This is a genomic window from Kitasatospora sp. NBC_00070 (assembly GCF_045041205.1).
GTDB lineage: Bacteria > Actinomycetota > Actinomycetes > Streptomycetales > Streptomycetaceae > Kitasatospora.
In genome coordinates, this window is sequence record NZ_CP108248.1 from 556628 (window position 1) to 576891 (window position 20264).

Here is a 20264-nt window from a genome sequence, read left to right on the forward strand (position 1 = left end):
AGCCCCCCGGACGGCGTTCAGGGGTGCTGTCACGTTGTCGAGTGCTTGATCATCTGACTCCGTGTCGGGACGTGCCGGGCCCTGGTGGGGTGCTGGTTCAGGTGCTTGCGGGCAAGCCGGTGACGCCGGTGACGTCGTTCCAGATGGTGAAGCGGACGATCGTTTCGAGGCGGTAGCCGGAGGCGGTCATCAGGTGTCGGCCAGGCCGGAAGCCGGGTGGGATGCCGCTGAGAGCGTGGTGGTGAAGCGACTGGCGTTCGGCTACCCCGGGTGGGTGATGCCTCGCACGCAGGTGCTGGTGCCGAGGTAGGCATGAAAGAGCGGGTCCCTCGGTAGAGACGCGGTTGTCGAGACCAAAGTCGTCCAAGGAGACCCGCTGCGTATCCAGTTGACCACTTCCGATGCCGCGTGGTCTATTCCGGTCCCTCTTCCGTGTGACTGCTACGTGCACGTGTACGGGGCGATCGCTGCCGGGAGGCGTGCCGAGCGTTATCCCACCGATATGACTGACGCGGAGTGGGTCCAGATCCGTGCGTCGATGCCGGTCCCGGCCTGGCTGGAGGGCCGAGGTGGGCGACCGGAGTCGTTCTGCCACCGGGAAATGGTCGACGCGGTCCGGTACGTCGTCGACAACGGGGCGAAATGGCGCGCTGTCCCCGCCGATTTCCCCTGGTGGCGGGCGGTATACGACTTCTTCCGGCGGTGGTGCCGGCACGGCTACGTACGCGAGCTGTACCAACGGCTGCGTCGCATCGAACGACAGCGGCAGGGACGGCCCGCCGAGCCGAGCGCCGCGATCATCGACGCGCAGTCAGTGGACGGTGCGGACACCGTCACCGGCGACAGCCGCGGCTACGACGGCGCGAAATCACGCGACGGACGCAAGCGCCACATCCTGACCGACACGCTGGGCCTGCTGCTGGAAGTCGGCGTCACCGCGGCCAACGTGCACGACTCGATGGCCGCCCCGGAGTTGCTGGAGCGGTTCATGGCCGCGCCGGGCAGGCTGTTGAAGCTGGTCTGGGCCGACAGCGCCTACCAGGGCCAGGCCCTCGCGCAGGCCTTCGCCCGGCACGGGGTGAAGGTCGAGGTCGTGCGGCGGAGCGACGGGCAGACGGGGTTCGTGGTGCTCGCGCGCCGTTGGATTGTGGAGCGCACCCTGGGGTGGCTGTCACGGGCCCGCCGGCTCAACCGAGACCATGAGCGCCGCCCCGATCACCACGAGCAGATGGTGTGGTGGGCCGGCCTGGTCACGCTGACCCGGCGGATGGCGCGGCAGCGGCTGCACTGGCCGGAGCGGCGAGCCCACCGGTCAGGGCTCGGTCATGATCCTCGACCTGTTCAGTCAAGTAGCTGATTGACCATGGCCGTTGGGGCGATGGTCAGACTATGGACCTACAGGTCATGTCCGCGCTGGACGCGGACCTCGCGGAGTTCACCAGCGATGTCTTCAGGTACCTGGCCTACGAGGGTCAACGCGGTTACGGACACCAGTACTTGCGTGGGTTGATGCTCGACGGCAAACGCAAGTCGGTGGAGCCGATGGCTGAGCGCCTGGGCATCCCGCGACAGAATCTGGGCCATTTCGTCGCCCAGTCCACCTGGGACTACTGCGAGGTGATGCGGCGGGTCGCGGCACGGGCGGTCGCCGTGATCGCGCCGACGGCCTGGCTGATCGACGACCATCCGTTCGTCCGCTACGGGCATGGCACCGCCGGGGCGATCGTGCAGCACTGCGGAGAGCGCAACCAGCACCTGTGCCAGGTCGGAGTGTCCGTGCACGCGGTGTCCGGACGCGGGTCGACCCCGCTGCACTGGCGCCTGTTCCTTCCACAGAAGTGGGCACAGGATCCGGTCCGGTGCGCGAAGGCAGGAGTCCCGCCCGGGCTCGAGCACCGCACCAAGCAGCAGATCGCCCTGGACCTGCTCGACGAGCTCGCCGAGTGGGGGAACGTCCCGCCCCTGGTCATCGCCGACAGCGACTACGGCACCAACGTCGCGTTCCGCATGGGGCTCACCGCCCGCGGTATCCGCTGGCTACTGGCGGTCCAGGGAGACACGGTGATCCTGCCCGCCACGGGCACGCCGGTCACCGCCTGGGCAAAACGACGCCCCACCATCGCTGTTGACACCATCGCCGAGACCAACCGTCACCGCGCCACCCGGTTCATCTACCGCGCCAAGACCGCGAACCACCGGGCCCGGTCCGGCTGGTTCGCCGCCATCCCCGTGCACATCGCCGGGATCATCGAACGCGGACACGTCGCGGAAACCGACAGCCGGCTCCTGCCTCAGCGCACCCTGCTGATTCAGTGGCGACGCAAGCACGGCGGCGCAGTGTTCCGCTCGTGGATCACCGACCTGCCCCCGGATACTTCACTGTCGACCCTGGTCAGGCATGCCACCAGCCGCTGGCACATCGAGACCGACTACCGGGAGATGGAACAGGCCCTGGGCCTGGGCGACTACGAGGGCCGCACCTACGGCGGATTCCATCACCACGTCACCCTGGTGTCAGCCGCGCACCTGTTCTGCCTGGAGCAGCACCTCAACCCAAAAGACCAGGACACGCCCTGAGCCTCTATCAGGTCGTGTCCCTCCTACAGATCGCACTGATCACGACCCTGTGGCGTTGCCCAGCCTGTCACCGCAACCCGAACGACCTCACCCCACTTGGTCAAGGACCATGACCGAGCCCTGCCGGTTGGACCCGCCACAGCCCTGAACACTCCGCCGCGCTCACGCAGCAACCGGCCCCGCGCCTCCAGCGCATAGGCCCGGTGCCGCACTTTCTCCACCTCGTTCATCCGTGTCGCGTCCCGGCCCAGCGCCCGCGTCAGCTCCAGCACGGTCACCGGCCCCGACGCTGCCGCAGCCACGGCGAAGACCTGCCGGTAAACCCCCGACAGCACCTCCTCGCCCAGACCGGCCCGCCAGGCCGGCGGCCGCGGGTCACGGTCAGTACCCCCACCCGCCCCGGCCGGCACCGCCTGCGGCACGGTCACCGGCACCGCTACCGATCCTGACGGCGGGTCATCCTCCCCGCTCTGCGCGGATGCCGCTCCCAGCCCGCTCTCCGCGCGCCGGGTGGCGCCTTCCCCCTCCTCGGCCAGCGCGCGCAACACCTCTTCACGGGCGATGCGCGCGTGGTCCACACGCTGCCGGGCCGCGACAGCGTGCTCCTCGGCCTCCCGCACCACCTCCAGCCAGGACTCGAGCTCTTCGCGCGCCCGCGCTTCACGGCACTCCAGCAAAGCGATCACCGACGGCACCATGCACCTCCCGGACAGACAGAACCAACCGTCCGCTGGCTGCCCCGCCCCGGCCACCACCACACCCAACCGGAAAACCCAGCTCATCGAGCTACAGCATGGTTCACCACCACGCTCTGATAGTTTCCCATACCGCTTCGGCGGTCTTCGCATCGTTCGATGATCCGAATCTGCTCGCGCCCGCCGGTCTCGTTCCGGCGGTGCGGCTGCTGGAGCGGTGTGACCTGCCCGCTCTGGTCCGGGCGAACGTGCGGATCACCGGGTCGGCGCACGGCTCCGGCGCCCACGCGGACGCCAAAGCCGTCCAGGTCGTGGCCGGGATGCTGGCCGGCGCGGACAGCATCCCGGCCACGACCTGGACGTCCTGCGACACGGCGCACTCCCGAAGCTCTTCGGCGGAGTACGGGCGCCCTCCACGCTCGGCTCGTTCCTGCGCTCCTTCTCCTGGGGCCACGTGTGCCAACTGGAGTCCACCGCCCGCGCGTTCACCTGCAACCTCGCCGCACCGGACGGCCACCCGGCACTCACCCCTGCCCACCAGCGGGAACCCACCTCGACACCGCCCCAAAGATCACCGCCGAGCACTCACCGAATGCCCGGCGGTGGATCCAGGATCAGTGAGCCTTTTCAGCTGTAGACCGTGAGGGTGAGGATCGCTGCGACGGCTGACGTGAGCCAGTTCGGGCTGCAGCGGGCGTGGCGGAAGATCCGCCAGGTTTTGAGCCGGGCGAAAGCGCGCTCGACGGAGACCCGCAGGCGGGCATGGACCTTGTTGAACGCCCGGTACTTGTCGGGCAGTTCGCATCCGGCGGCGCGTTTGACCGGGGTCTCGAACGTGCCGCCGGCGCCTACGTAACCCTTGTCGGCGAGGACAGGGATCCCGAGTTCCTCGCAGATCGTGATGATGCGGTGGGTGCGGGCGGCCGTCAGGTCCGCGGTGCGGCCCGGCAGTGCGGGCGAGAACCACAGGATCGTTCCTGTGGGGTCGGTGACCACCTGGATGTTCACGCCGTGGCGACGGTGCTTGCCGGAGTAGTCGCCCTCGCTGTCGCCGACGCGGTCGCATTCGGCGAGGGTGCCGTCGACCAGCACATACTCCGGCTGTGCGGCGCTGAGGGTCTCGGCCAGGTCCGGCGCGTGTTCGGCGAGAAGGCCGATGACTGCCCGCACGTAGGCGTGGGCGGTGCCGACGCTGATCCGGAAGCCGGCCGCCAGCTGGGCGAGGGTGTCGTGCTTGCGCAGGTAGACCAAGGCGAGCAGGGCCCGTTGGTGGGGCGGGAGTTTGCACCGGCGGTCACCCTCTCGGGTGACGATCAGCATGGTGACCAGCTCGACGAGTGCGTGGGGCAGGTCGAGTGCGGCAGGATATGCGACCAACGGGGCTTCCCGGCTGACGAGTTGAGGCGTAGAGAACCTGCTCAACGGCCAGGAGGCCCTGTCTGTACTGAAGTTGAATTCGTGATGTCGGTCTGAAGGTGATCAGCCGTCCATGATCAGGCCAGTGGTGGTGAGGCATCCGTCGATGAGGTGAGGGCGGTACTGGATCTTCTTCAGGCCGCGTCTGACGGCTACGGCGAGCTGGTCGAGGTCGGCGGCGGCGAGGTTGCCGATGGTGCGCTTGACCAGCGACCAGATGCCCTCCTGCGGGTTGAGGTCCGGCGCATACGAGGGGAGCTGGAAGACGGTCAGCCAGTCCTGGTTCGCCTGGACGAACTCCTGCATCGGCGGCATCAGGTGGGCGCGCAGGATGCCCCTATGGTTCGTCAAGCAGCAGGCACCGTCGTTGTGGTCGCCGAGGGCCGGATGTGCCGGTAGAGCTCTCGAGCGACGTAGCGTTTGAGGCAACGGATGATCTCGCGCCTGGACATGCCTTCGGCGGTGCGTCGTTGCAGGTAGGCCTGGGTGCGTTCGTCCCAGCGTATGCGGGACTGGACGACGCGGTAGAGCGCGGCGTTGGCCTGTCGGTGGCCGCCGCGGTTCAGCCGTCGGCGCTTGGTCTTGCCGGACGACTGCTCGACCGGACTGACACCGCACAGGGCGGCGAACGATGCCTCATCTGCGAGCCTGTCGGGGTTGTCGCCCGCGGCGATGAGGAGGACTGCGGCGCTGTCGGGCCCGACGCCCACCAGCTCCAACAACTGTGGCCGGCTGGCCCTGACGGCCTTGGTGGTGCGTTTGGTCAGCTCCTTCACCTCCTGGGCAAGGTTCTGGACCCGGCAGGCGAGCAGGCGCATCGTGAAGGCCGCCTCGCTGTGATCACCGTCAAGTGCCGCGCAGGTCGCGATCAGGGCCGCGTTGGTCATGCCGCTGAGCTGTTCGCGCAGATCGGGTTCGAGGACCAGGAGAACGGCCTTGAGCTGGTTCATCGCCTGGGTGCGCGCCTTGACGGCCGATTCCTTCGCCAGCCGTAGGACGCGCATGTCGGCTGCGGGACCGTCTGCGGTCTTCGGCGTGGTGGTGGCGCGTCCAGACAGGACGGCTCGTGCTGCCGCGTCCGCGTCGATGGCGTCGGTCTTGCCGCGCTTGCGCCGGGTGGAGCGGTCGGGCTGGTTGACCTCGACGACCTTGATGTCCTCCCGGCGCAGGGCACGGGTGAGTGCGACTCCGTAGGAGCCGGTGCACTCGACGCCGGCGCGGCGGACGACGCCGAACGACCGTGCCCAGGAGATCAGTTGGCGATAGCCGACAGCCGTGGTCGGGAACTCCTGATGGGCGAGAGAGGCTCCCAGGGTGGTGATCACGGCGGCGACGTGGATGTCCTTGTGGGTGTCGACCCCCAGGATCACATCCTCGGCCGGCGTCGGAGCGTGCTGCGCGGTGAGTGCGGACTGGGGCAGGCTGGTGACGGTCACAAGGCTCCTCGGACTGGGGCTGGTGGCCGACGCCGGTCCGCTGAGCGGTCAGAACTGTGATGGTGCCTTGTGCGGCAAAGCCCCTATCGGGACACGCCCACCAGGCCGGCGGCAGCAAGCACCGCTGGGGCCGGATGCCGACAGATCCTGTGCAAGGCACCTGCGGCCAGCTGTCCCACGGGTCAGGCTTCCGGTCCCAGCGGCACATCGGAAGTCTCACAGTTGTCCCACACGAGCACGATCGGGCCGCCGAGCTGGATGTGCGCGCGGACGAGCAGGTCCCGGTAGTCCTGCCAGGTCAAGCCCTTCTTCTCCCCTTTGCGGCCCCGGTAGACGTGGAAGCTGCAGAACATCCGGGACCGCTGACCCGTCTTGTAGCAGCTCAGCCCCGCCATCGAGACCCGGCCGGCTCCCCGGCCGCGCACCCGCACGACCGGCGTGCAGCCGATCCTGCCCCAGGTCCTGGCACGCGGCGGCCTCATCGACTGCCCGGCTTCGTCCTCAAAGACGAGCCAGGCCCCGCGGGCCGCCGCGACGCTTTTACCCGCGGCCATGTCTCCTTCTTCCACAGCTCGACGGCCGCGTCGTCACGCTCGATCGCCCGGCGGGCCGGCTGCTGCCAGGACCAGCCGTGCCGCTTCAGCAGGACCCAGGTGCCCTCCACCGTGTAGCTCACGTGGAACAGCCGGCCGATCAACGTCTTCACCCGCGCGAGCGTCCACCGCTGGTCCGCCCACCCGTGGACCAGCGGCCCACGCTCCAACTCCCGTTCCAGCCGGGTGATCTGGGCATCGGACAGCTCCGGACGACCGGGCGAGCCCTTCGAGGCGACTCCCGCGGCACCGTCCTCGCGCCACTGCCGGCCCCAGCGCTCCACCGAACGCACGCTCACCCGCAGCGCCCCCGCGATGTCCCGGCTCTTCTCCCCGCCCTCGAAACGTTCCACAGCCTGCTGCCGGATACGCTCCCGCGCGGCTCTCTCCGCGTCGGTCAAACCACCGCCCTGTGCATACCTCACAGCACACGACTACCGAGGCCGACCCTCCACCGGCAGGCGAACGCCACTGCTTCACCCATCCGAGCGACATCACGGATTCAACTTCAGTAGCGCAGAACATCCGCTCGATCCGTCAGATCACCCGATCAGGTACCGAGCTGAAAAGGCTCAGTCGGCCGACGGCTTCGCGCAATTGAGGAAAGCCTCAACAGTCAGTCCCTGGATTCCCCTGCCGTGACCCGCATTTAGGTCAGGCACTCACACAGGCCCGGAACCTCCTTCGGGTTGCTCACGAAGCTGGTCACGGGCGGGCGGATCAGCGATAGCATCGCGGCTCCACTCGCGGGTCGTGGGGGTAGAGAATCAAAGGATCTTGGAGCCATTCCCGACGTACTCTCAGAGGCAGCACCGGGCCGACAGGCCATCACGAAGCGTCCGCCCCAAGGCCACAGGGGCGTTGACCATTTCACTTTGGGTCCGAGTTTACCATCCGGGTTCACGAAAGCGAATAGAAGACTTCCCTTTCGGGTGGGTGGCGGAGACGAGAAAGCTGCCCAGGGAGGAGGCTTTCTCGTATCGCTCCCAGTGCAAGTGGAAGCCCTCGATGCGTTGATAGAATTCTGCCTGATATGCGTACCATGGCACCGATTGGACACTTTCGAACCCAATTATGCCCGGTAGAAACTGAGAGATATCCGCTAAATGCCTCACGGCTGAAACCTTTTGAGGATTCCCATGGATGAATCATTTTCTAGTGCCGGATCAAGCGGCCCCAAGGCCCCTCTGGCGACTGCAACAAGGCGAAAGATGATCAGCCGACCCGTGGCTTCCACGATGCTCGGAGGCATGGCCGCCAAGGCAGAAATGTACTATGCAGATCAATCTGGCGGCGACACGATAGTCAAGAGAACTGATCTGTCAACCGGAGCGGCGGACTCCCTGCAAACGATTCCCGGGCATTCTATCGGATCGATGGCGGTGGACTCCTCTGGGAACGTCTACCTCGCCGAGAAGGGTCAGAAGACGATCTGGAAGATATCCGGAGATTCCAGTCGCACCCTGACGCGCGTCGACAATATCGTCACCTCCGGAATAACCGACCTCGCAGTCACCGACACTGGTGTGATATTTGCTTCGCTGGTCGGGGCATCCGCCGCTAAGCTTTCTCCTTTCGGAGGAACGTACTCTGTGACGTACATACCAGATCTCGGGCTCCCGACCTACGGCACCGATGCAACGGCCGTAGCCGTCGACGGAGCCGGAAATGCGTACATCACGACAGGAGCCGTGGCCAGCGCGGGCGACCCGATACAAGGCGCATCGCATCTGTGGAAATGGTCACCCGACGGCTCCGTCAGCAGCCTGGCTGATTTCAACGATGCACAATCTGTTGCCGTTTCCCGTGATGGGGTCGCATATGTCGGGGACAATGCTGACGCCTACTACGATTCCAGCCTGCATGCAGCGGTTAAAAGCGTCAGTGGAACGACCAAGAGCAACTGTATTGACTCTGATCAGGTGGAGACCAACCTGCATGGAGTCGCCTGGATGGAATACGACTCGGTGGCGAACGAGCTCTACGTCGCTGGAGACGGAACTCTCACGGACTGGTCCACAGAAACCTATGACCTCACACCTCATGCCGCAGTGGCCTTCGCTCACGGAACCGCGCCCTCCACACCAGGCAACCTGGCTCTCGGCTCCCTGACACGAGACGGCACCGCAGCCACCATGACCTACAGCACGGTGAGCGGCATGAACGTCACCTACACAGGCCGTGCAGTCGATGCCTCGAACCCGAACAACATCGTCACCGCCCAGTGCGTCGACAGGAACTCCCTGACCCTGACCGGCCTGGACCCAGACACCCGGTACAAGGTCAGCGTCAGAGCGACCACCCCAGGTGGCATCACCGGTGCTGCGACAGCAGACGTCATGCTGTACCCGCACCACAGCTCAGACGGTCACACGTGTGCAGCAGGAACCACGCTCGCACCCGGCACTGTCTACACCACCGGTACCGGTAACGACATCACCTCCCTGACGATGCAGTACGACGGCAACCTCGTGATGTGCGACGCTTCCAATCAGCTCATCTGGGCCTCCAACACCAGCGGCAACGGCGGTGCCACCGCCACCTTCGGCACTGACGGCATCCTCAGGATCTCCAAGAGCGCAGCCAACGGTGGGAGGGAACTGTGGTCCTCCGCCAACGACGCGGTCACCGGCGCCACCTTCAAGTTCTCCGGATACGAACTCAGCATCCTCCGCAACGACGGCAGCCTCGCCTGGACCACTACCGGCGCACGGACGCCCCTTACCTGATCAATACGGTGGAGAAGCCCCTCGTCGTGCGGGGGACGCGTCCCAGGGCTGATTCATAGTCCGACCAGGTGACGTTAGTGCAGGTCACGGATGGGTGATGGGCCCGCAGGGACCGTCACGTACGCATCGAGGCTCCGGTTGGCGGGGTGACCGACCAAAGTCGCCCTGTGCCACCGGAGCCTCAATGTGCCGCCAGTCTGCCACTGCCTGCCTGATCAAGTCGCCCAGCCCCGCCGCGCGTGAACTGTCCGTGTTGACGGATCGGTTGACGGCTCTGCCCGATCCGCGCGACCGTCGTGGACGGCGCCACGAGCTGACCCCGATGCTGCTGGCCGCCGCCTGCGCGGTCCTGGCCGGCGCCCGCTCCTACCTTACGATCGGCCAGTGGGCCCGTCACGCTCCCCAGCACACCCTTGTCCGTCTCGGCATCCGCGCCCACGGGCCGCTCGGGGTCCGTACGCCGCCGTCCACCTCCACCCTTCGCCGCGTGCTGATCCTGGTGTGCCCCGGCGGCCTGGCCGACCTGCTCGGCACGGCTCCAGGCGGGACCGACACGGTGGCCGTGGCCGGCAAGACCGCGCGCGGCTCGCGCACCGAGACACAGGCCGCCGCCCACCTGCTCGCGGCCGTCACCGGGGCCGGGAACACCGTCACCCAGCTGCGGGTTCCGGCCAAGACCAACGAGGTCACCGGCTTCGCCCGCCTGCTGGCTCCCTTCGATCTGACCGGCGTGACCGTCACCGCCGACGCCCTGCACACCCAGCGCGAGCACGCCCGCTACCTGGTCGAGGACAAGAACGCGCACTACCTGCTGCTGGTCAAGGGCAACCAGCCCCGACTGCACGCCGCTCTTCGGTCCCTGCCCTGGTGCCAGGTGCGGGCCCGGCGCTACGACCGCGAGCGCGGCCACGGCCGCCGGGAGACCCGCTCCACCCACGTCCTTACCGCCACCGATCTCCACCTGGACTTCCCCCACGTGGTCCAGGCCGCGAAGATCCTGCGTCACCGAACCGATGTCCGCAAGGGCAAGGTCACCCGCCAGACCGTCTACGCCATCACCGACTTGACGGCCCAGCAGGCATCCCCGCAGAAGGTCGCGCAGCTCGCCCGCTCGCAGTGGACCATCGAAAACCGGCTCCACTTCGTGCGCGACACCACCTTCGCCGAGGACGCCTCCAAGATCCGCACGGGGCACGGCCCGGAGAACATGGCCACCCTTCGCAACCTTGCCATCGACACCCTCCGTCGGGCCGGGCACCGCAGCATCGCGGCCGGCCTGCGCGAGGTCTCGTACATGCCTCACAGCCGCCCCCCTCGACCTACTCAACCTGCCCTGAACAGCAACAACCCGTAGCCACGATGACTATGAATCAGCCCTGACGCGCGGGGGGGGGTGGGTTCACCGCTCAGGAGCAACAGTGTCGGGAGCAGGTCCGGTTGTCGGAATTTCCCTCCGCCTTGGTAGGCGGCCTGATCTGCGGCGATGTCACCTACCCGGCTGGCCAGGGGACCAGCGTCAGGACTCAGGGCAGGACCCCAGGCGAGGACTGGCCCGCAGGCGCCGCGGCCGGCGCCAAGGCCGCTCTGGCGGTCCGCCCGGGGCGTCGGCTGCCAGTACGTCTGGTGGCCGCCATCGTGGCCGTGGGGAACTTCCCCGCGTGGCCCCGTATGCGGCGCGGTTGTCGTCTGGGCGGGGCTGTGTGGCGCGGGTGTGGTGGTTGCCGGGTCTGCCCGGGAGGCCCTTATCGCGGGGCCCTGGTGGCGGGACGCTGGAGCAGGAGCGGCAGACCTGTGGTTCCCGGGCTGGTGGAGGTGATGGCGGTGGACGAGAGTACGGCGCGGCAGTTCTGGGCGGCGGCCGGCGAGGCGCCGGACGAGATCGCCGACGGCCTGGGCGCCTCGTGGATCCCGGGCTGGGGCGATGGTGGGAGTGCCGAGCTCGCCCAACGGTGGGCTGATGAGGTCGAGCGCGAGGCGCTGCTGCTGTTCTGCTGGTCCTGGGAGTACCTGTACGGGAGCGCGTTCGAGAGTCTGTGCCGGGACCACGACGCGTCCTGGAACCTTGAGGCCCACAACCTCCTCGCTCTCCACTCCCCCAGGCCCCACGGACCAGGCTGGGTGGTGCGGGAGAACCAGATCCGGATCCCCGTGTACGGCCGCACCGACCCGTGGTCCACCGCACCGGTCGCCTGGCAACGTACACCCCCCACAACCACCACGTCCGCGCACGCAGCCAGCGCCGGCGACCCGGCGCCAGGATCCGCAGCACCAACGTCCACAACCACCACGCGCGGCCAGGCCTCAGCCGCACCCACACCCGACCTGCGGGACCGGCAGGGCCGTGGTGTCTCCGAGCCGATCCTGATGCGGTTCGGCGAAGGCGGGCGCCCGCCCTTCCACAACGTCTACGCCGACGATGACGGCCGCCTCTACACCGTCCGCCGCGGCACCCGCGCCTACCTGCGCGGCGCCACCGGACCCCTCCGCGACCAGGACGTGCGCACCGACGACAGCGGCATCATCCACCGCACCGACCTCACCGGGCACCCCATCACCCTGGCCGAAATAAAATCCCAGAAACGCAAAACCCCGCCCACCAGGGCGGAAACACCAGCCCCACGCCCGAAATCCAGCCCTCTCACCCGCTCTGACGACACCTACATCGTCCTCGGCCACGGCAAACCCGGCCTTGACGAAACCTTCGTACCAGACCTCCAGATCCAGTTCTACACCCCTCATGGGCATTCGTCGCGAGGGGCACTGATCACCGATATCGCGCAGGGGAAGATGACTGTCGCACTACCGGCCCCTGTCGAACCCGGCGATACGATCAGCAACTATGCCCTGGGCCCCCCAACGCCGACTGACATACTCCGGAGAGCCGAAGTCATCCGTGAATTCCCCCAGGCAACCGTCCTCCTTGTCGGCGGGCCACCGCTGCAGGACGTCACCGGGCTCTGCTCGCAGCCCGGAGTTTGTTTTGCCAGGCAGACAGTGAACCACGGGCGGCATGACGCCGGCTGCACCGGGCTCTTCGGGATGAAATTCCTCGGCAACAAGCTCCTCCTCCCGATATGCCGAGGCTCCCTACCGTCAGGGATCAAGCCATCTCAATCCATGCATGACACTGCCACCGCCCTGATCGAGGAATCCATCGAATCACGCACCGGCAAGCGGCCAGGAAGCCGCGTAGAAATGCTCCAGTCTGCACTGACGGACCGGGAAACCTACGAAGCCCTCCCGGCATACGCCAGAATACACATCGCGACATACGGGTTCCAGGACAGTGAATTGGGTGCAATGCAAGCCGACTACGTCGCCCGGGAAAAGAAGACCAGCGTCACCGCAGGGCTCGACCCGCACGAAATGCGGTCGGCTGTCCAAGAATTCACAAAATCCGTCGAAGCGGCAGCCCTGACCGCTAAGACCAGCGCGCAACCCGAAAAGGCGGCCGCCGAAAAGGAACTGGCCGCCAAACTCTCCACAGCATGCGAACTCGCCACGAACACCGCAACCGACCTCCTCCGCATCATCACCAGCGCACAGCACAACGACATGACGCGGAAAATGCGGGCCGATGACAGCAGCCGGACCACACCGCCAAAAGACCCCGCCGCCGAACCGCCTGCCACATCCGGAGGTGCAGGGCTGTTCGGACGCCTCACCTCTCATTTCAGATCACCACCGGAGCCGCCTGTGGCAGACGGCGGCCCTTTGAGGGGAATCCACATCTGCAAAGCCGAACTCAGGCAGATCATCGACGAGGAAAACCGCATCCAGGCCCAGGTCGGCGACACCTACCCAGCCGACTGCCCGCCCCTCGGGGCCTTCATCACCCTCACCCGCGCCATCGACACCCTCCTACGCCACCCCCACATCAGCTCAGCCATCGCCAAAGCCGAACTCCGCGAAGCCGGCCTCCTCTGACCCGGCAAGCCACCGCGCAGGACGCGCGGAAGCAGGCCGACGGGGATGAGGGTGTCGCGGATGTGGGCGGCGCCGGTGGTGGTGGTGGTGAGGCGGGTGGTGAGGATGTGGGGGTTGGCCGACCCGGTGCGGGCGCGGTGGTCCAGGCAGCGTTTCAGGGCTGTCCAGGTCGCGGTGTCGAGCGGGGTGGGGAAGTGCAGGGTGCGGCGGCCAGTGTCCACGGCGGCGTCGGCCAGGTGGCGCAGCTCGGTGGTGGTGGCGGCGTGGAGGAGGGCGGCGGTCGGAGGCGGTGGTGATGGAGATGCCGAGCGCTTCGGCGATGGTCTTGAGACCAAGAGCAGCGGGGTCGCCGGCGGCCGGGGTGGGGACCGTGCAGGCCACCGTGTGGGCGGCGCGGGCGGCGCCCGCACGGCAGGTGGAGGGGGCGGCGTCCTCGGCTTCAAGCACGCGGCTCCCCCGGCACCGATCCCGACCGGGCCAGCTTTACCGTCGCGCTCCAATCGGCTCGCGATCTGGTGGTCTGCGCAGGCGGCGTCCTGCCCGAGGGTCAGGGCCCGGCAGCAGCCGGAGGTATCGCCAATGCCGTCCTGGCCGCCCTCCTGCCCAGCCGACGCCCGCGCATCAGCGCCCGCAAGGTGAAGTCCCCGACCTCGCGCTACCCGGCCAACCCGGCCACAGCGCACCCGCTGACCAGCCAGAAGATCATGCGTCTGGACATCGAGATCCATCGCGAAATCTCCAGGCCCGACGCCCCACTGGCGGGCGGCAGCTCGAACGGACAGACCGGAGCCGGCCGCAGAAACCAGGTCCTCCAGTTCCTGCGGGCCTCCCCGGACCGGGCCTGGCACGCCACCGAGATCGCACAGGTCCTGGGGTGGACGAACTACAGGAGCGTCTGCACCCAACTCGCTTACTGGGCAAGGGAAGGCCTCCTGCAGAAGGTCGCCCGCGCGACCTACACGCTCGCGCCGGCCTGGATGCTCCACGATCACCAGCAGCCCCGCGCCATTGACAGACCCGTCGGCCGCTTAACTTCGCGGCCTTGCCGGTTGAACGGGGTGACCTTCCCAAGTCGCCTCGTGCCACCGGAGCCTCGATGCGTACGTGACGGTCCATGCCGGCCCATCACCCATCCGTGACCTGCACTAACGTCACCTGGCCGGACTATGAATCAGCCCTGGGACGCGGACCGGTCCGAGCCGTCCGCAGAGCACTGTGCCCGGGACGTGGCCGCTTCGGACCATCCCCGTGCCCCTGTACGACGGTCGCAGGCTCAAGGGACGATCCAGCGAGGTGCCGCACACAGCTCGCTCCCCTGAGTCCGGTGAGCGGAACCGCCCCTGTCGCCGTACGGGCCGGAGGGCGTCGGCCTCCATCGGCGTCACACGTGCCCGTGCCGCCCTTGTCGCAGCGTCGGCCAGGTGCCGAAAGGATGCCCGATCCGCCCTGTTGGCCAAGGCTTCCCCGGGTATGTCGTCGGCACGTACCCCTCTTTGGAGGTCACCATGGCATCAGTCCACCGCCCTTCCATCGACGAACATCCCGACCTGATCGAACTGCGCGCCGCCCACGACCGGGCCGCCGTCACACCGCGTGCCCAGGCGATCGAGGCCCTCGCCCTCGTCGCAGGGCTCTACCTGGCCGCGTCCCCGTGGATCGCCGGATTCAACGGCTTCACCTCCCTCGCGGTCACCAACCTCATCTGCGGTATTGCCTACATGCTGCTCCTGGGCGGCTTCGGCACCTCCTACGAGCGCACCCACTCCATGGCCTGGGCCGCCGCCGCGATCGGCGTCTGGACCTGCTTCGCCCCCTGGGTGGTCTCCGGCGACCTCGCCCACACGCGCTCCGTCACTAGCAACCTGATCACCGGCGTCGTCGCCACTCTCCTCGCACTCGCCGCCACCTCGGTGGCCACCTTCCGCACCGGTGACGGGTCGGGCACCGGAAAGCCCCGGACCATGCGGTGAATCGCCCGGGCGTGGCGCTGAGGGTGCAGGCTCCTCGCGGGCCGCACCCTCAGCGCCGCGCCACCACCGTGGTGCACGCAGCCCCGGCGCCGTGGACGCCGTCACCCACGAGCGGGGTACCGGGCAGGTGCCCCGCCCGTGGTGATGCCCGTCAGGCGTTCGCCGGTCTCCCGAGGTCGATGTCCGAGCCGCGGAGTCCCGCGTGTTCCACGGGACACCGGCCGGCCGAGCCAGGTGCCGGCGCGTCGCGGCGGTCAGTGGGGTCCCTGTGCGATCCCGGCGCCCGGCATCGCCGCGCTGCCCGGCACCGAGGGGTACGTCGTGTTCAAGGTCGACGGCCGTGCGGTCGGCGGGATCGGTGGAGTGATGGCCGGACGGTGCGATGAGTTCTTCCCGGGGCGCTTCGGGCCTGGCAGAAGCTCCTAGAAACCACCTCGGTGGTCGGTGCGGCTGGCTGATGCCACCACCGTGGCCCGCCGGGGGTTCTCGGGGGACCCGTAGCGAACTTCCAGTAGCTGCTGCCCGGGCTTGAGGGCCGAGAACTTGACGTCCTTCCAGTCGGCCACCGACGTGGCAGCGGTGTCTCCGCTGAGCCAGATGGGGACCACGCGCGCGAGCCCGGGATCGTAGACGAAGAACGCCGACCCGGCCGGCTGGCGGAGGAGGCGAGGCTTGGAGGCGAGGGCCAGGGCGGGTATGGGTCCCACCTTCCCTTCGACCGTCGTCTCAACCAGGTTCATGAGCTTGATCCCGCTCGACCTGACGATGCTCTCGGTCGGCGTGCCCATTGCGGTGGCGGCGCCGGCCGAAGTTGCGGGAACGGCGACAGCTCCCAGGGCAAGCCCTGCTGTCAGAAGTGCCGCTGCCATCTTCATATAAGACTCCTGTACTGGTCGTTTCGGCCCGCGAAGTACCCCGCGGGTCATGGGCAAGCAATCCGCCGCACGGTTGTCCCGCTGCGGATCCACCTGTCGGCAAGGCGGGAGACCGGGCATCCCGCCTCGCGACTCACAGTGCCGCATTCATGCCGCAGTATGGCAATGAAATAGAAATGATGTCCGAATGAGGGAGAATGGACATTTGAAGACGCGGGGAAATCGGGGTCCCTGTCGGGAGTTCTCCGAGCCCTGGCGAGCAGGGCCTCGGAGCTGGCCGAATCCGGCTCCAGCCGACGGGCAGGCCGAGTTCGGCCGGTGGCTGTTGACCGGCCGTCCACCCGGCGGACAGGGAAGCATCCGGTCCGAGATCGACAGGGCGGCGGCACCACCCCCCGGGACGAGCGGGCGGTGTTCACCGCGGTGGTGTACGTGCTGACCTGAAGTTTCCCCGTAGACGACTCTGCTGGCCAATTCACAGGGACTGCTGCGGTGATCGTCCTGCCCGTGGGACCGTAGTGGTGCGTACACGTCCTTGAATGGGGTGGGGGTCGGTGGTGTCGATGTGGCCGAGGTCGGGCTGCGAGGTCCCGGTGTTGACGGCGCAGGTCGCGCGCGCCGCCTTCCCGAAGGGCTGCCTGGCGATGCGGATGCGGGATGTGCTCGGGGAGATGTTCACCGACGTTCCGTTCGCGGAGTACTTCGCGGTGCGCGGGCATCCGTCGATCTCGCCGGCACGGCTGGCGGTCGTGCCGGTGCTGCAGTTCGCGGAGGGGATGACGGATCGCCAGGCGGCCGACGCGGTACGGGGCCGGGTGGACTGGAAGTTCTGCTTGTCCATGGAGTTGACCGATCCGGGTTTCGACGCGTCGGTGCTCAGCGAGTTCCGCGCCCGGCTGGCGCAGGGCGACCGGGCCGAGCTGTTGCTCACACGGATGCTGGAGGTCCTGCGGGAGCACGGCCTACTGGTCAAGGGAGGCCGTCAACGCACTGATGCCACAGACGTCTTGGCGGCCGTGCGGCTACTCAACCGTCTGGAGTTCGCGATGGAGACGATGCGGGCGGCGCTGGAGGGCCTGTCCGTGGCAGTGCCCGTGTGGCTGGCCGGTCACGCGCCGGGCGCCTGGTGGGAGCGTTATGCCCAGCGTGCGAGTGACTACCGTCTGCCGCAGGGCGAGGCGGCCCGTGCCCCGCTGGCCTGCACGGTTGGCTCGGACGGCTATGAACTGCTGGACGCGGTGCACGCAGCGGACGCGCCCGGCTGGCTGCGGGAAATCCCCGCGGTTCGGGTCTTGCGGATGGTGTGGCCGCAGCAGTACTACCCGGACCAGGGTGGGTCCCGATTGCGGGGGAAGGGGGAGCTGCCGCCCGGCGCGGTGGCGATCAGGAGTCCGTACGACATCGATACGCGCTGCAGCGTCAAACGCGGCGTGGGCTGGAACGGCTACAAGGGCCACTTCACCGAGACCTGCGAAGCGAACCGCCCGCACGTCATCGTCCACGTCGCCACCACGGCGGCAACGACCGCTGATGTCGAGACCGTCGCCGCGCGGCACGCCGACCTCGCCGACGCCGACCTGCTGCCCGACCAGGAACTCGTCGACGCCGGCTACGTGAGTGTCGACCACATCTTGGCCGCCCGGGCACAGCACGGAGTCGAGCTCGTCGGCCCGCTGCCCCCGGACTCCGCCTGGCAGGCCCGCGACCCCGAGGCCTTCGACCTCGCCCGCTTCACCATCGACTGGGAGCATCAGAAGGTCACCTGCCCCAACGGAGCTGTTAGCCGTAACTGGAGGAACACCAGCAGCACCGAAGGTCTGCCGATCGTCCAGGTGACCTTCAAGATGCCCGACTGCGGGCCCTGCCCCCGACCGGTCCCGGTGCACCCGCTCGGCCACCAACGCCCGTGGCCTGACCTTCCGAGCCCGGCCGCAACTCGAGGCCCAGCGTCGCATCCGCGAAGAACAGGCCACCGATGCCTGGCGCGATCAGTACGCCACCCGCTCCGGCGTCGAAGGCACCATGGCCCAGGCCTCCCGCCGCTGCGACGTCCACCACGCCCGCCACCGAGGCCTGGCCAAGACCCAAGGTCCACCTGCAGCACGTGCTCACCGCGATGGCCCTCAACCTCGTCCGCACCGACGCCTGGCTCACCGGAACACCACTCGGCGGCAGTTGGACCTCACGACTCACCACCCCGCGACAGTCGCTCACCCTCGCAGTGTGAATTGGCCAGCAGAGTCGTAGACCTGGACACCTGGAGTCTGGGACGTGAGGGTCCAGAGGAAGCAGAGCGAGGTGAGCTTCAAGCAGGGCAAGCGGTACTCGCAGGAGTTCAAGCGGGACGCCGTGGCGTTGGCCCGTTCCTCCGCCAAGACGGTCACCGAGGTGGCCCGGGACCTGGGGGCCAGCCCGGAAAGACTGCGGAACTGGGTCAAGCAGGATGAAACCAGACCGTCACCGGGGGGCGGGCGAGTTGACCGGCGCCGAACGCGAAGACCTTCACTGCCTGCGCCGGCACAGCCTCGAACAGCAGACCAGGGTCTGTACGGTGACCGGCTCTGTCTCACATCCGGTGGTAACGAAACGTAACTGCCGTCGCTGAAGGTGCTGGTCCCAGGTCGAGGGCCATACGGCCGGGGCTGGTGGCACCGGAAGCGTGCGGTCCTCCGAGGTTGAGAGCCCCGTGAGGGTGTGACGCCACACGGAGGCCCGAAGCATGGCGACCTGCCACGATCCGCTCACCGACACCCGCCCGGCCTACCTGACACTCCGTCACCACCGGATGTGCGACAGAGCCAGTCGCGCTGGACAGACCCGAGCGGTTCATTGGTGTGGGCGTAGGCCGGCTTCGGTTTCGAGGGCTTGGATGAGTTTGGCGTTGGTGAGGTCTTCGGTGGGGATGTCGTAGCTGCCGGGGTCGGCGTTGATCTGTTTCTTGACGTAGCTGATTCCTTCTTTGAGCCATGCGTGGTGGGCCTGGGCCTGGTTGGTGGCGGCCTCTCTGGTGGTCCAGGCGGTGGATGTGGGTTCTGGCTGGGTGAGGGAGAACGCGTAGAGGATCTGTGGGACGGGGCGTGTGACAGAGCGGGTCCAGAGGTAGGGGTTGGCGGGGACGTTACTGATGACGGGGGTGTCGGGTACCACGGAGGCGGCGTTCATGGGGGCCGGGCCGGCGTTGGTGGCACCAGTGGCCGTGACCACCGTGGTGGCGTTCGTGGGGACGGCGTACCAGGTGGAGTCAAGATCCGGCGGGCCCCCCGCGGTGTTGGTCTGGAACAGGCCGCCCACGAGGGCGTCGTGGGTCAGCCACTCTCCGGGGTGGTGACCGGGGTACGGGTAGGGATAGCGGAGCACACGGTTGAGGATCTGAAGTGCCTTGTTACGGACAGAGTCGCTGTACTCCTCACCCTCTACGCGCTCCTTCGCGAGCTCGCCGAGGTTGGCGACGTAACTGCCGCACTGGCCGTTGGCGAGCTGCTCCAGCACGTTGCCGAACGGCACATCACCGTCCTCACGCCAGCCACTCAGCCCCTTGGCCGCAGTGAGCGCGCTGAAGAGCAGCGCATCGTTCGTCTCAGTGATCACGTCCCTGGCGAACGTGGCGATCTTCTTAAGGTCACTGGGGTCCATCGCATTACCTCCGGGTCGTGAAGGGGCAGTCAGCCGCAGTGCGCTGGGGCCAAGCCACACCCACTGGTCTTTCTCCGTATGCCCGGGGGCCCGCCAGCTGGCCGGCTTCATCCCCGGGTCGCCGGACCGGGTTTCCCGGGCGCGTGCACGGCGGTCCACCCCTCTGGTGGGTCGTCGTCGGCATGATGCGGGCGTCGCCGATCTGGAAGTCCTCGGCGCTCAGCCAGCGGCGATTTCCTTTGAGGTAGGCATGGGTGCCCGTCCGGGCATGTGGAGGACACCGTCGTCGTCCTTGACGGTGTCCTCCACATGCCCGGAGCGGGCCCGAAAGCGCGTCACGCGACCGGATGTGTCCTCCGCCTGGGCAGACGGTGTGACGGGCCGCGCCACACGGGTCGCAGCGTGCACAGGAG

Annotated in this window: 17 protein-coding genes and 1 pseudogene; 10 read left to right on the top strand and 8 right to left on the bottom strand. The window is 67.8% G+C overall.

What is annotated here, in order from left to right; translation table 11 throughout:
- The first annotated feature begins 502 nt into the window (after window positions 1–502).
- Entirely contained in the window at window positions 503–1357 is an 855-nt protein-coding gene (locus tag OHV05_RS37400) for an IS5 family transposase (RefSeq protein ID WP_331730790.1), read from the top strand.
- A 47-nt stretch (window positions 1358–1404) separates the two neighbouring features.
- Window positions 1405–2577 carry an IS701 family transposase gene (locus OHV05_RS37405; protein ID WP_405021698.1) on the top strand — a complete coding sequence of 391 codons (1173 nt, stop codon included), beginning with the start codon at window positions 1405–1407 and terminating at the stop codon, window positions 2575–2577.
- Between the two features lie 23 nt (window positions 2578–2600).
- On the opposite strand, the gene OHV05_RS37410 is transcribed toward OHV05_RS37405, so the two are convergent.
- The 6 genes from OHV05_RS37410 to OHV05_RS37435 all read right to left on the bottom strand — a co-directional run bounded on the left by OHV05_RS37410 (window position 2601) and on the right by OHV05_RS37435 (window position 7142).
- Window positions 2601–3263: a hypothetical protein gene (locus OHV05_RS37410; RefSeq protein WP_405021699.1), complete on the bottom strand. Its 663-nt coding sequence runs from the start codon at window positions 3261–3263 to the stop codon at window positions 2601–2603.
- A 636-nt stretch (window positions 3264–3899) separates the two neighbouring features.
- The gene (locus tag OHV05_RS37415) at window positions 3900–4649 is read right to left on the bottom strand and encodes a transposase family protein (protein WP_331730799.1); all 750 of its coding nucleotides are present in this window, start codon (window positions 4647–4649) and stop codon (window positions 3900–3902) included.
- Window positions 4650–4751: 102 nt separating this feature from the next.
- Window positions 4752–5039 (bottom strand): transposase, encoded by a 288-nt coding sequence (locus OHV05_RS37420; RefSeq protein ID WP_331730802.1) that lies wholly within the window; start codon window positions 5037–5039, stop codon window positions 4752–4754.
- A complete protein-coding gene (locus OHV05_RS37425) occupies window positions 5036–6124 on the bottom strand; it encodes an IS110 family transposase (protein WP_331730804.1) in 1089 nt (362 codons plus the stop codon). Before OHV05_RS37425 ends, OHV05_RS37420 begins: the two co-directional genes overlap by 4 nt.
- Before the next feature lie 182 nt (window positions 6125–6306).
- Entirely contained in the window at window positions 6307–6606 is a 300-nt protein-coding gene (locus OHV05_RS37430) for a hypothetical protein (protein WP_331730807.1), read from the bottom strand.
- Window positions 6603–7142: a winged helix-turn-helix domain-containing protein gene (locus tag OHV05_RS37435; RefSeq protein ID WP_331730810.1), complete on the bottom strand. Its 540-nt coding sequence runs from the start codon at window positions 7140–7142 to the stop codon at window positions 6603–6605. Before OHV05_RS37435 ends, OHV05_RS37430 begins: the two co-directional genes overlap by 4 nt.
- 825 nt (window positions 7143–7967) lie before the next feature.
- Between OHV05_RS37435 and OHV05_RS37440 the strand changes: the two genes are divergently transcribed.
- From OHV05_RS37440 to OHV05_RS37460, 5 genes are all read left to right on the top strand, one after another.
- A complete protein-coding gene (locus OHV05_RS37440) occupies window positions 7968–9446 on the top strand; it encodes a hypothetical protein (protein ID WP_405021700.1) in 1479 nt (492 codons plus the stop codon).
- Between the two features lie 253 nt (window positions 9447–9699).
- Window positions 9700–10800: an ISAs1 family transposase gene (locus tag OHV05_RS37445; protein WP_405021701.1), complete on the top strand. Its 1101-nt coding sequence runs from the start codon at window positions 9700–9702 to the stop codon at window positions 10798–10800.
- A gap of 467 nt (window positions 10801–11267) precedes the next feature.
- Window positions 11268–13373 (top strand): putative adhesin, encoded by a 2106-nt coding sequence (locus tag OHV05_RS37450; protein ID WP_331730819.1) that lies wholly within the window; start codon window positions 11268–11270, stop codon window positions 13371–13373.
- A 635-nt stretch (window positions 13374–14008) separates the two neighbouring features.
- Window positions 14009–14512, top strand: coding sequence for a hypothetical protein (locus tag OHV05_RS37455; RefSeq protein ID WP_405021702.1), 504 nt, complete (start codon window positions 14009–14011; stop codon window positions 14510–14512).
- Window positions 14513–14878: 366 nt separating this feature from the next.
- Window positions 14879–15343: an SPW repeat protein gene (locus tag OHV05_RS37460; RefSeq protein WP_331730825.1), complete on the top strand. Its 465-nt coding sequence runs from the start codon at window positions 14879–14881 to the stop codon at window positions 15341–15343.
- 422 nt (window positions 15344–15765) lie between these two features.
- Here OHV05_RS37460 and OHV05_RS37465 read toward each other — a convergent pair whose 3' ends face one another.
- Window positions 15766–16218: a hypothetical protein gene (locus tag OHV05_RS37465; protein ID WP_405021703.1), complete on the bottom strand. Its 453-nt coding sequence runs from the start codon at window positions 16216–16218 to the stop codon at window positions 15766–15768.
- 671 nt (window positions 16219–16889) lie between these two features.
- Between OHV05_RS37465 and OHV05_RS37470 the strand changes: the two are divergent.
- The 3 genes and pseudogenes from OHV05_RS37470 to OHV05_RS37480 form a co-directional block, all read left to right on the top strand.
- Window positions 16890–17090, top strand: a pseudogene (locus tag OHV05_RS37470) (transposase); the annotation flags it as partial.
- Between the two features lie 1039 nt (window positions 17091–18129).
- A complete protein-coding gene (locus OHV05_RS37475; RefSeq protein WP_405021751.1) occupies window positions 18130–18465 on the top strand; it encodes a transposase in 336 nt (111 codons plus the stop codon).
- Window positions 18466–18567: 102 nt separating this feature from the next.
- Window positions 18568–18810, top strand: a complete 243-nt coding sequence (locus OHV05_RS37480; protein WP_405021704.1) for a transposase — start codon at window positions 18568–18570, stop codon at window positions 18808–18810.
- Between the two features lie 234 nt (window positions 18811–19044).
- Here OHV05_RS37480 and OHV05_RS37485 read toward each other — a convergent pair whose 3' ends face one another.
- Entirely contained in the window at window positions 19045–19851 is an 807-nt protein-coding gene (locus OHV05_RS37485; RefSeq protein WP_331730831.1) for a hypothetical protein, read from the bottom strand.
- Window positions 19852–20264: the final 413 nt, after the last annotated feature.